The sequence below is a fragment of the Pseudomonas sp. SMV7 genome (genome assembly GCF_052041995.1).
In the GTDB taxonomy this organism is placed as follows: domain Bacteria; phylum Pseudomonadota; class Gammaproteobacteria; order Pseudomonadales; family Pseudomonadaceae; genus Aquipseudomonas.
This window is the reverse complement of record NZ_JBKGGT010000019.1, coordinates 1-12190: the sequence shown is the minus strand read 5'-3', so window position 1 is coordinate 12190 and position 12190 is coordinate 1. Positions and strand designations below refer to the sequence as shown.

Genomic DNA, 12190 nt, shown 5'->3' with positions numbered 1-12190 from the left:
ATGCCTGGTTGCCGCGCTGGCGTGATACCGCTGATGGTTCGTTGCCGCGGCAGCGCTGCGGCCTGCCAAGTCGATTATAGCAACCGACATTTAGCTGAACACCGTTATTTACTGGCTCTGACATTCCCGACATAAGTAACGGATACGTCCGACAAGAGTGTTTGCCGTCGTACAAGTTCGAAAAGCAAGACAGGAAAAAGTTCGTCGCTGCAGCGGGTAGAGGTGTTCGACTGGTTGTGCAATGAAAAACGGCCTCGCCTGAAAGGCGAGGCCGTTGCCTGGGACTTCTACGGTGGGTACCTGACCAGTCTCTCCAAAGAAGCCACAAGTGGCCTGAGAAAGGTATAAGCAAAAGTGTCAGCGGTCAATTGCGATTATCGGCCGTTTGTTCGATAATCGCACGAGCAGGCGTTTTTTTTGAGGTATGCAATGAGTGACGAAAAGCTGGCCAACGATTCCGTCAATCCAGACTCGGCCATTCCAGAGCAGGCGCGATCTGCCTCGACAGCACTGGCGCCGCCGATCGTGGCATCGCCGGCCAAGCGTATCCAGGCCTTCACCGGCGACCCGGACTTCATGACCTCCCTGGCGCGTGGCCTGGCCGTGATCCAGGCCTTCCAGGAACGCAAGCGTCACCTGACCATCGCCCAGATCAGCCACCGCACCGAAATTCCCCGGGCAGCGGTACGCCGTTGCCTGCACACGCTGATCAAGCTGGGTTATGCCACCACCGACGGGCGCACCTATTCGCTGTTGCCCAAGGTGTTGACGCTGGGCCATGCGTACCTGTCCTCGACGCCGTTGGCGATATCCGCCCAGCCTTACCTGGACCGTATCAGTGACCAGCTGCACGAGGCGGCCAACATGGCCACCCTGGAGGGTGACGATATTCTTTATATAGCCCGTTCAGCCACGGTGGAGCGGCTGATCTCGGTCGACCTGTCGGTGGGTGGGCGCCTGCCGGCCTATTGCACGTCGATGGGGCGCATCCTGCTGGCGGCGATGGACGATACCAGCCTGCGCGAGTACCTGGAGCGCGCAGACCTGAAGGCCCGAACCAGCCGTACCTTGCACGACCCCGAGTCGCTGTTCGCCTGTATCCAGCAGGTGCGTGCCCAGGGCTGGTGCGTGGTAGACCAGGAGCTGGAGCAGGGGCTGCGCTCGATAGCGGTGCCGGTGTATGACGCTTCGGGGCAGGTGTTGGCGGCGTTGAACGTGAGTACCCATGTCGGGCGGGTGACACGCAGCGAGCTGGAGCAGCGCTTCCTGCCGATTCTGCTGGCCGCCAGCCGCGACCTTTGCCACCAGTTGTTTGGCTGACCAAGCAAGGGGCGCACGCTGCCCCTTTCAAATTGAGAACAGGCAAAACCGTTTCCTGTGCGATAAACGCACAGTGTCGTTCGCGGCGAATTGCTTCACTTCTGCCCGCTGATTAATGTCTCTCGCAGCGGTCGGCGGCGCTGACCGAACAAGAAAAATACAAGAGGCACTTACCATGACTACTGTCCCTCCGCTGGCGCGGCCGTACTCGCGCGCAGTCCCGTTGTATCCAGGCTGACACAAGCCGTTCTCACCCAATGATTGCCTCCTGTGCCGGTTGACCGCGTGCAGTGGCCTGGCTGTGCCCTCATTCTGGATAACAATAATGAACCAAGCGCAAACCAACGTCGGCAAAAGCCTCGACGTCCAGTCGTTCATCAATCAGCAGCCGCTGTCCCGCTATCAATGGCGGGTGGTGCTGCTGTGCTTCCTGATCGTCTTCCTCGATGGCCTCGACACCGCCGCCATGGGCTTCATCGCCCCGGCCCTGTCGCAGGAGTGGGGGATCGACCGTGCCAGCCTCGGCCCGGTCATGAGTGCCGCACTGATCGGCATGGTGTTCGGTGCCCTGGGCTCCGGCCCGCTGGCCGATCGGTTTGGCCGCAAGGGCGTGTTGGTCGGGGCGGTGCTGGTGTTCGGCGGCTTCAGCCTGGCATCGGCCTATGCCACCAATGTCGACCAGTTGCTGGTGCTGCGTTTCCTGACCGGCCTGGGCCTTGGCGCAGGTATGCCCAACGCCACCACGCTGCTGTCCGAATACACCCCCGAGCGGCTCAAGTCGCTGCTGGTGACCAGCATGTTCTGCGGTTTCAACCTTGGCATGGCTGGCGGTGGCTTCATTTCTGCGAAGATGATCCCGGCCTACGGCTGGCACAGCCTGTTGGTCATCGGTGGCGTGCTGCCGTTGCTGCTGGCACTGGTGCTGATGGCCTGGCTGCCGGAGTCGGCGCGGTTCCTGGTGGTGCGCAACCGTGGCAACGACAAGGTGCGCAAGACCCTGTCGCCCATCGCGCCGCAGATAGTGGCCGAGGCCGGTAGCTTCAGTGTGCCGGAACAAAAGGCCGTGGCCGCACGCAACGTGTTTGCGGTGATCTTCTCCGGTACTTACGGCCTGGGCACCGTGCTGTTGTGGCTGACCTATTTCATGGGCCTGGTCATCGTCTATCTGCTGACCAGTTGGCTGCCGACGCTGATGCGCGACAGCGGTGCGAGCATGGAGCAGGCTGCCTTCATCGGCGCGCTGTTCCAGTTCGGCGGGGTGTTGAGTGCCGTCGGTGTGGGCTGGGCCATGGACCGCTTCAACCCGCACAAGGTGATCGGTATTTTCTACCTGCTGGCCGGGGTGTTCGCCTACGCCGTGGGGCAGAGTCTGGGGAATATCACGCTATTGGCTACCCTGGTCCTGGTTGCCGGCATGTGCGTGAACGGGGCGCAGTCGGCCATGCCGTCGCTGGCGGCGCGCTTCTACCCGACGCAGGGCCGGGCCACGGGGGTATCGTGGATGCTGGGTATCGGCCGTTTCGGGGCGATTCTCGGGGCCTGGAGTGGCGCGACACTGCTGGGCCTGGGCTGGAGTTTCGAGCAGGTGCTGACGGCGCTGCTGGTTCCGGCAGGGCTGGCGACCGTCGGTGTGATCGTGAAAGGGCTGGTAAGCCACGCTGACGCGACCTGAGGTGCCGGCGAAGGGGCTGGTACGGGTAACGAAAGGAGATAGGTAGGGATGCAATAATTGGTTCGATAATCGCCCAAATAGTCGATTATCGGATTGTAAGGCCCCTGCCAGTCTCCTTAATCTGAGCTTACCGAAGCATCCTGACCAGGAGTCTCCAAATGGCCGCAATTCTCTCGCTTCACGAAGCCGTGAAGCAGTTCATCCAGGATGGCGACACCGTCGCCTTGGAAGGTTTCACCCACCTGATCCCGACTGCCGCTGGCCACGAAATCATCCGCCAGGGCAAGCGCGACCTGACCCTGGTGCGCATGACCCCGGACCTGATCTACGACCAGCTGATCGGCGCCGGTTGCGCCAGCAAGCTGATCTTCTCCTGGGGCGGCAACCCGGGTGTCGGTTCGCTGCACCGCCTGCGTGATGCCGTCGAAAAGCAATGGCCGCACGCTATCGAGATCGAAGAGCATAGCCATGCGGATCTGGCCAACGCCTATGTCGCGGGTGCCTCGGGCCTGCCATTCGCGGTGCTGCGTGCCTACGCCGGTTCCGACCTGCCGAAAGTCAACCCGCTGATCAAGAGCGTGACCTGCCCGTTCACCGGTGAAGTGCTGGCTGCGGTGCCGTCGGTGCGCCCGGACGTGACCGTGATCCATGCGCAGAAGGCTGACCGCAAGGGCAACGTGCTGCTGTGGGGCATTCTTGGTGTACAGAAGGAGGCTGCCCTGGCCGCCAAGCGTTGCATCGTTACCGTCGAGGAAATCGTCGACGATTTGCAAGCACCCATGAACGCCTGCGTGCTGCCGACCTGGGCCCTGAGCGCTGTATGCCTGGTGCCGGGTGGCGCGCACCCGTCCTATGCCCACGGCTACTACGAGCGTGACAACCGCTTCTACCAGGCCTGGGACCCGATTGCGCGTAACCGCGACACGTTCACCGCCTGGATCGACACTTACATCCGCGGCACTGCCGATTTCAACGAATTCAAGGCCAGGCTGGCCAGCACTGCGGAGGCCGCACAATGAGCTACTCCACTTCCGAAATGATGACCGTCGCCGCAGCCCGCCGCCTGCGCAACGGTGCTGTGTGTTTCGTCGGCATCGGCCTGCCGTCCAAGGCCGCCAACCTGGCGCGCCTGACCTCGTCGCCTGACGTGGTGCTGATCTACGAGTCCGGCCCGATCGGCGCCAAGCCAAGCGTGCTGCCGCTGTCTATCGGCGATGGCGAGCTGGCCGAGACCGCCGACACCGTGGTGCCGACCGGTGAGATCTTCCGCTACTGGCTGCAAGGCGGCCGCATCGATGTCGGCTTCCTGGGCGCCGCGCAGGTCGACCGCTTCGGCAATATCAACACCACCGTGGTCGGTGACTACCACGCCCCGAAAACCCGCCTGCCAGGCGCCGGTGGCGCACCGGAGATCGCCGGTTCCGCCAAGCAGGTGTTGATCATCCTCAAGCAGTCGCCGCGTGCCTTCGTCGACAAGCTGGATTTCATCACCTCGGTCGGCCACGGTGAAGGCGGCGACTCGCGCAAGCGTCTTGGCCTGCCAGGCGACGGCCCGGTCGGCATCATCACCGACCTGTGCATCATGGAGCCGGAAGCCGGCACCAACGAGTTCGTTGTCACCGCCATCCACCCCGGGGTGAGCCGTGAACAGATCATCGCCGCCACTGGCTGGGCGATCCGCTTCGCCGACGATGTGCAGACCACTGCCGAACCCACCGCAGTCGAGCTGTCCGCCCTGCGCGACCTCGAAGCCCGCACCGCCGCGGCCCATGGCCAGGTGGCAGGAGAAGCCTGATGCGCGACGTATTCATCTGTGACGCCATCCGTACCCCGATCGGCCGCTTCGGCGGCGCGCTGGCCGGCGTGCGTGCCGACGACCTGGCCGCCGTGCCGCTGAAGGCGCTGATCGAGCGCAACCCCAGCGTGCAATGGGAGCAGCTGGATGAAGTATTCTTCGGCTGCGCCAACCAGGCCGGTGAGGACAACCGCAACGTGGCACGCATGGCCCTGTTGCTGGCCGGCCTGCCGCAGAGCATCCCCGGCGTCACCCTGAACCGCCTGTGCGCTTCGGGCATGGATGCCATCGGTACCGCGTTCCGCGCCATCGCCAGCGGCGAAATGGAGCTGGCGGTCGCCGGCGGCGTCGAGTCGATGTCGCGTGCCCCGTTCGTCATGGGCAAGGCCGAGAGCGGCTACTCGCGCAACATGAAGCTCGAAGATACCACCATTGGCTGGCGTTTCATCAACCCGCTGATGAAGAGCCAGTACGGTGTCGATTCGATGCCGGAAACCGCCGACAACGTGGCTGATGATTACCAGGTTTCGCGCGCCGACCAGGACGCCTTCGCCCTGCGCAGCCAGCACAAGGCCGCCGCTGCCCAGGCCGCCGGTTTCTTTGCCGAAGAAATCGTGCCGGTGCGTATCGCCCACAAGAAAGGCGAAACTGTCGTCGCGCATGATGAGCACCTGCGCCCGGAGACGACCCTGGAAGCCCTGGCCCGGCTCAAGCCGGTCAACGGCCCGGACAAGACCGTCACCGCAGGCAACGCTTCGGGCGTGAACGACGGCGCTGCGGCGCTGATCCTGGCCTCGGCCGAAGCGGTGCAGAAGCACGGCCTGACCCCACGTGCACGGGTCCTGGGCATGGCCAGTGCCGGTGTCGCGCCGAGGGTGATGGGCATCGGCCCGGTGCCGGCGGTGCGCAAGCTGACCGAGCGCCTGGGTATCGCAGTGAACGATTTCGATGTGATCGAGCTCAACGAAGCCTTTGCCAGCCAAGGTTTGGCCGTGCTGCGTGAGCTTGGCGTGGCCGACGATGCGCCGCAGGTGAATCCCAACGGCGGCGCGATCGCCCTGGGCCACCCGCTGGGCATGAGCGGTGCGCGCCTGGTACTGACGGCGCTGCACCAGCTGGAGAAGAGCGGTGGGCGTAAAGGCCTGGCGACCATGTGCGTGGGCGTTGGGCAGGGTCTGGCGTTGGCCATCGAGCGGGTTTGACCTGTACCGGCCTCTTCGCGGGCACGCCCGCTCCTACAGCAGGGACCACGCCTCCTGCTGTGCGGGCAGGCGTGTTGGCGAGGAGGCCGAACCTTGGACGCAAGGCCAAGGCGGAACGAGCGTGTTACCAGGTGTGTCTAGAATTACCTGCGACCCTCCAGGAGTGAACTCACCATGACCTCAACCTATTACACCGGCGAAGAACGCAGCAAACGCATCTTCGCTATCGTTGGTGCCTCCTCGGGCAACCTGGTGGAATGGTTCGACTTCTATGTCTACGCCTTCTGTGCCATCTACTTTGCCCCGGCTTTCTTTCCCTCCGACGACCCTACGGTGCAGTTGCTGAACACGGCGGGTGTGTTCGCCGCGGGCTTTCTGATGCGCCCGATCGGTGGCTGGATCTTCGGTCGCCTCGCGGACCGCCATGGACGCAAGAACTCCCTGATGATCTCGGTGCTGATGATGTGCTTCGGCTCGCTGATGATCGCCTGCCTGCCCACCTATGCCAGCATCGGCACCTGGGCCCCGGCGTTGCTGTTGCTGGCCCGCCTGATCCAGGGCCTGTCGGTAGGTGGCGAGTACGGCACCACCGCTACCTACATGAGTGAAGTGGCCCTGCGCGGCCAGCGCGGTTTCTTCGCCTCGTTCCAGTACGTCACCCTGATCGGCGGCCAGTTGCTGGCGGTGCTGGTGGTGGTGATCCTGCAGCAGTTGCTCACCGAGGACGAGCTGCGCGCCTGGGGCTGGCGCATTCCGTTCGTGGTGGGTGCCATCGCCGCGCTGATCTCGCTGATGCTGCGCCGCTCACTGCACGAGACCAGTAGCGCCGAAGTCCGCCAGAGCAAGGAGGCCGGCACCATCAAGGGCCTGTTCAGCAACCATGCGGCAGCCTTCATTACCGTGCTTGGCTATACCGCCGGTGGTTCGCTGATCTTCTACACCTTCACCACCTACATGCAGAAATACCTGGTCAACACGGCGGGCATGACGGCAAAAAACGCCAGCTACGTGATGACCGGTGCGCTGTTCCTGTTCATGGTGCTGCAGCCATTCTTCGGCATGCTTTCCGACCGTATCGGCCGGCGCAATTCGATGCTGCTGTTCGGCGCCCTGGGGACACTGTTCACGGTGCCGCTGCTGATGGCGTTGAAAACCGTGAGCAGCCCGTTCATGGCCTTCGTGCTGATTACCCTGGCGCTGTGTATCGTCAGTTTCTACACCTCGATCAGCGGCCTGGTGAAGGCCGAGATGTTCCCGCCGCAGGTGCGCGCGTTGGGTGTGGGCCTGGCCTATGCGGTGGCCAACGCGGCGTTCGGCGGTTCGGCCGAATATGTGGCCCTGGGCCTGAAGTCCCTGGGCATGGAAAACACTTTCTACTGGTACGTGACGGCGATGATGGCGATTGCTTTCCTGTTCAGCCTGCGCCTGCCCAAGCAGGCGGCGTACCTGCACCACGATGATTAAGGACGTGGCATGACCAACCAACTGTTCGACGCCTACTTCACCGCCCCGGCCATGCGCGAGATATTCTCCGACCGCGGCCGGCTGCAAGGCATGCTCGATTTCGAAGCGGCGCTGGCACGTGCCGAAGCGGCGACCGGGCTGGTCCCGCACAGCGCCGTCGGGGCCATCGAGGCGGCCTGCCACGCCGAGCGCTACGATGTGCGCGCGCTGGCCGACGCGATTGCCAGCGCTGGCAACTCGGCCATCCCCCTGGTGAAGGCGTTGGGCAAGGTGATTGCCAGTGGCGTGCCCGAGGCCGAGCGCTACGTGCACCTGGGTGCCACCAGCCAGGATGCGATGGATACCGGCCTGGTGCTGCAGTTGCGCGCAGCCCTCGACCTGATCGAGGCCGACCTTGCCAGGCTGGCCGCTACCCTGTCCCGCCAGGCCTTGCAGCACGCCGACACACCGCTGGTAGGACGCACCTGGCTGCAGCACGCCACGCCGGTGACCCTGGGCATGAAACTGGCCGGTGTGCTGGGTGCCGTGAGCCGTCACCGGCAACGCCTGCAGGAACTGCGGCCACGCCTGCTGGTGCTGCAGTTCGGTGGCGCCTCGGGTAGCCTGGCCGCCCTCGGCAGCAAGGCAATGCCGGTAGCCGAAGCCCTGGCCGCTCAGCTTCAGCTGAGCCTGCCCGAGCAGCCCTGGCACACCCAGCGTGACCGCCTGGTGGAGTTTGCTTCAGTGCTGGGCCTGGTCGCTGGCAGCCTGGGCAAGTTTGGCCGCGATGTCAGCCTGCTGATGCAAACCGAGGCGGGGGAGCTGTTCGAGCCTTCCGCGCCAGGCAAGGGTGGCTCCTCGACCATGCCGCACAAACGCAACCCGGTGGGTGCCGCTGTGCTGATCGGTGCGGCGACCCGCGTGCCGGGCCTGGTCTCGACGCTGTTTGCCGCCATGCCCCAGGAGCACGAACGCAGCCTCGGCCTGTGGCATGCCGAATGGGAAACCCTGCCGGAGATCTGCTGCCTGGTTTCCGGTGCGTTGCGCCAGGCCCAGGTGATTGCCGAGGGCATGGAGGTGGATGCCGCGCGCATGCGCACCAACCTCGACCTGACCCAGGGGCTGGTGCTGGCCGAGGCGGTGAGCATCGTCCTCGCCCAGCGGGTTGGCCGCGACCGCGCCCACCACCTGCTGGAGCAATGCTGCCAGCGCGCCGTGGCCGAGCGGCGTCACTTGCGTGCGGTGCTGGGCGAAGAACCGCAGGTCAGTGCCGAACTGTCTGGCGAAGAACTCGACCGCTTGCTCGACCCTGCCCATTACCTGGGCCAAGCGCGTGTCTGGGTGGCACGCGCCGTATCCGAACATCAACGTTTTACTGCCTGAAGGAGACCGCTGTGGCGCATTTGCAACTGGCCGATGGCGTTTTGAACTACCAGATCGATGGCCCGGAAAACGCCCCGGTGCTGGTCCTGTCCAACTCGCTCGGCACCGACCTGGGCATGTGGGATACGCAGGTCCCGCTGTGGAGCCAGCACCTGCGGGTGCTACGCTACGACACCCGTGGCCACGGCGCATCACTGGTCACTGACGGCCCGTACACCATCGAGCAGTTGGGCCGTGACGTATTGGCCCTGCTCGACGCGCTGGACATCGCCAAGGCGCACTTCGTCGGCCTGTCGATGGGCGGCCTGATCGGCCAGTGGCTGGGCATCCATGCCGGCCAGCGCCTGCGCAGCCTGACGTTGTGCAACACCGCCGCCAAGATAGCCAACGACGAAGTGTGGAACAGCCGGATCGACACCGTGCTCAAGGGCGGCCAGCAGGCCATGGTCGACCTGCGCGATGCCTCCATCGCCCGCTGGTTCACCCCAGGGTTTGCCAAGGCCCAGCCAGCCCAGGCCCAGCGCATATGCCAGATGCTGGCGCAGACCAGCCCGCAAGGCTATGCCAGCAACTGCGCGGCGGTGCGCGATGCCGACTACCGCGAGCAACTGGGCCGGATCCAGGTGCCGACACTGATCGTGGCCGGTACCGAAGACGTGGTCACCACGCCGGAGCACGGCCGCTTCATGCAGGCCGCGATCGACGGTGCCGAGTACATCGACTTCCCGGCTGCGCACCTGTCCAACGTCGAGGTCGGCGAGCCGTTCAGCCGCCGCGTGCTCGACTTCCTGCTGGCTCACTGAGGCTATCGTCATGGACGAGAAACAACGTTACGACGCCGGCATGCAAGTACGCCGCGCAGTGCTTGGCGATGCCCATGTGGACCGCAGCCTGGAAAAGCTCAACGACTTCAATGGCGAGTTCCAGGAAATGATCACCCGCCACGCCTGGGGTGACATCTGGACTCGTCCGGGGCTGCCGCGGCACACACGCAGCCTGATCACCATCGCCATGCTGATCGGCATGAACCGCAATGACGAACTGAAGCTGCATCTGCGCGCGGCAGCCAACAACGGCGTGACCCGCGATGAAATCAAGGAAGTGCTGATGCAGAGCGCGATCTATTGCGGCATTCCGGCGGCCAATGCCACCTTCCACCTGGCCGAGTCGGTGTGGGATGAGCTGGGGGTGGAATCACGTAGCTGAGCCCTGCTGGAATCCTGGGGCCGCTTCGCGGCCCATCGCGACGCAAGGTCGCTTCTACAACGAGCGCGCCACAACCGGGCCGGCGTTGCGCTCGACGGCCTGCTTCAGGGCTGGGCACAGGCCCAGCATGAACGCCGCTTCCGCCACCACGAACAGCGGCCCGATGATCAGGCCGCTGACATCGTCGACAAATGCCGGTTTGCGGCCTTCGTAGTAGTGGCCGACGAACTGGATGATCCAACCCACCACGAACGCCGCCAGACCACTGCCAAGCCACAGTGCAGTGGACTGTACCGCCAGCACCTGGCCGACCCACAGGCACAGCCCCAGCAACACGCCCATCACCAGCCCGAAGCGCAGGTCCAGGCGCAGGTAGAACCATACCGACGCCGCCGCTCCCAGCAGTGCCGGGGAAAGCCACATGCCGGCCACGTCCCAGCCTGGGCGTGACAGCAGGATGGTGACTGCCAGTACGATCAAGGGAATGCCCACGAAGTGGGTGGCGATGTTGCGTGGGTCGCGATGGTAGCTGGCGTATTGGCTCAGGTGGTCGACGAGGTTCTTCATGGTGTGCCTCCCTGGTTTGCCGGATCGGGGTGTCTTGCAGGCACCGGCAAAGAGGCCGGTGCTGCAAGCCGATATAGCTCAGGATAGACCGCCGCCACCACCATCATCAGCCAGGCGAATGGCAGCGGCCTGCACTGCCATATCCAGTGGTTCAAAGCAGGTTCAGCGGGTAACTCACGATCAACCGGTTCTCATCGAACGCGTTGGTGCTGAAGTCCCGGCGCATGGTGGAGTTGCGCCATTTCAGCGACAGGTCCTTGAAGCTGCCCGACTGCACCACATAGGCCAGTTCGGTCTCCCGCGCCCATTCCTTGCCGTCGTCCACGGCGCCTGCGGTGACGTTGTCACCCTTGATGTAGCGGTTCATCAGGGTCAGGCCGGGTACGCCGACGGTGGCGAAGTTGAAATCGTAGCGCACCTGCCAGGAGCGCTCCTTGGCATTGTCGAAGCTGGAGTTGTAGCTGTCGTTGGCCAAGGTGCCGCCGCTGGTGCCGTTGACCCGCATCCAGGCGTTGTCGCCGCTGACCTTCTGCAGGCCGACATAGAAGGTGTGGCCCTGGTAGCGAGCTGAGAGCAGGGCCGAGGCGGTGCGGTTGTCCAGTTCGCCGGCGCGTTCGGCGCCGTCTTCCTTGCCGGTGAAGTAGCCCAGGTTGGCGCCCAGGGTCCAGTCGCCCAGCGGCTGGCTGTGCACCAGGTTGAGGTACTGCTGGCGGTAGATGTCCTTGAGCTGCGCGTCCCACAGGCCGATCATGGTGCGCTTGTCGTTGAAGGTGTACTCGCCGCCGGCAAAGTTGAAGCGGTCGGAGGTGAACGCCGCCTTGCCGTTCAGCGACATGTCTTCCATGCTGGCATCGTTGCGCGGGCTGTTGCCGCGGAACTGGCCGGCGTACAAGGTCAGGCCGGCGATTTCCTTCGAGGTCAGCTGGCCACCACGGAAGGTCTGTGGCAACGAGCGGCCGTCGTCCGAGCGCAGGATCGGCAGTACCGGCATCCATTCACCCACTTTCAGTTCGGTTTCGGACAGCCTGGCTTTCAGCGCCACGCCCAGGCGGCCGAAGTCATCGGCGGGGCGGCCATCGTCGTGCACCGGCAACAGGTGGGTGTTGGTGGTGCCTTTGCCGCCGTCGAGCTTGACCGAGTACAGGCCCAGTACGTCCACGCCGAAACCGACGGTACCCTGAGTGAAACCGGAGCGGGCGTCGAGGATGAAGCTCTGCGTCCATTCCTCGGCCTTGGCCTGCGGGTGGGCCGGGTCGACGAAGTTGCGGTTGATATAGAAGTTGCGCAGGTTGAGGGTGGCCTTGGCGTCCTCCATGAAGCCACTCTCGGCGGCGTACAGCGGGAAGGCGCAGGACAGGGCCAACAGGCCGGGCAGCAGCTGGCGTGCGGGTTGCAAAGTGCTCATCTGTCGTGGATCTCTTGTTTTTATGGGCGAGCCGGTGTGCTGCAGGATGCGGCCTGCAGGTGCGGGTCTTGGGGATGAACCGGGGCAACGTTGCGTGGGGAGGATGGTGCGGGGTAGGGCTGGGGTGAGGCAATTCGCCGCAAACGGAAGCGGGCGATAATCGAACGGAATGTTCCGGTTGGTTAATTGTTTTCCTG

Annotated in this window: 11 protein-coding genes; 9 read left to right on the top strand and 2 right to left on the bottom strand. The window is 64.2% G+C overall.

Going from position 1 to position 12190, the window contains the following annotated elements:
* Positions 1-429: 429 nt before the first annotated feature.
* The 9 genes from pcaR to pcaC all read left to right on the top strand — a co-directional run bounded on the left by pcaR (position 430) and on the right by pcaC (position 10021).
* Positions 430-1320, top strand: coding sequence for a pca regulon transcriptional regulator PcaR (gene pcaR, locus ACLEJP_RS20445; protein WP_225779105.1), 891 nt, complete (start codon positions 430-432; stop codon positions 1318-1320).
* A gap of 325 nt (positions 1321-1645) precedes the next feature.
* A complete protein-coding gene (locus ACLEJP_RS20440) occupies positions 1646-2992 on the top strand; it encodes an MFS transporter (protein ID WP_440809286.1) in 1347 nt (448 codons plus the stop codon).
* A gap of 158 nt (positions 2993-3150) precedes the next feature.
* Entirely contained in the window at positions 3151-4011 is an 861-nt protein-coding gene (locus ACLEJP_RS20435) for a CoA transferase subunit A (protein WP_225779103.1), read from the top strand.
* Entirely contained in the window at positions 4008-4787 is a 780-nt protein-coding gene (locus tag ACLEJP_RS20430; RefSeq protein WP_440809285.1) for a CoA-transferase subunit beta, read from the top strand. The genes ACLEJP_RS20435 and ACLEJP_RS20430 overlap by 4 nt, the downstream gene beginning before the upstream one ends.
* Positions 4784-5989 (top strand): 3-oxoadipyl-CoA thiolase, encoded by a 1206-nt coding sequence (pcaF, locus tag ACLEJP_RS20425; protein ID WP_440809432.1) that lies wholly within the window; start codon positions 4784-4786, stop codon positions 5987-5989. Before ACLEJP_RS20430 ends, pcaF begins: the two co-directional genes overlap by 4 nt.
* Positions 5990-6163: 174 nt before the next feature.
* Entirely contained in the window at positions 6164-7453 is a 1290-nt protein-coding gene (locus tag ACLEJP_RS20420) for an MFS family transporter (RefSeq protein ID WP_289130581.1), read from the top strand.
* Positions 7454-7462: 9 nt separating this feature from the next.
* Positions 7463-8815 carry a 3-carboxy-cis,cis-muconate cycloisomerase gene (locus ACLEJP_RS20415; protein ID WP_440809282.1) on the top strand — a complete coding sequence of 451 codons (1353 nt, stop codon included), beginning with the start codon at positions 7463-7465 and terminating at the stop codon, positions 8813-8815.
* A gap of 11 nt (positions 8816-8826) precedes the next feature.
* Positions 8827-9618, top strand: coding sequence for a 3-oxoadipate enol-lactonase (gene pcaD, locus ACLEJP_RS20410; RefSeq protein ID WP_440809280.1), 792 nt, complete (start codon positions 8827-8829; stop codon positions 9616-9618).
* Between the two features lie 10 nt (positions 9619-9628).
* A complete protein-coding gene (gene pcaC / locus ACLEJP_RS20405) occupies positions 9629-10021 on the top strand; it encodes a 4-carboxymuconolactone decarboxylase (RefSeq protein ID WP_047583944.1) in 393 nt (130 codons plus the stop codon).
* A 54-nt stretch (positions 10022-10075) separates the two neighbouring features.
* On the opposite strand, the gene ACLEJP_RS20400 is transcribed toward pcaC, so the two are convergent.
* Positions 10076-10588 (bottom strand): Mpo1 family 2-hydroxy fatty acid dioxygenase, encoded by a 513-nt coding sequence (locus ACLEJP_RS20400; RefSeq protein ID WP_440809276.1) that lies wholly within the window; start codon positions 10586-10588, stop codon positions 10076-10078.
* 151 nt (positions 10589-10739) lie between these two features.
* Positions 10740-11993: an OprD family porin gene (locus ACLEJP_RS20395; protein WP_289130572.1), complete on the bottom strand. Its 1254-nt coding sequence runs from the start codon at positions 11991-11993 to the stop codon at positions 10740-10742.
* Positions 11994-12190 lie beyond the last annotated feature (197 nt).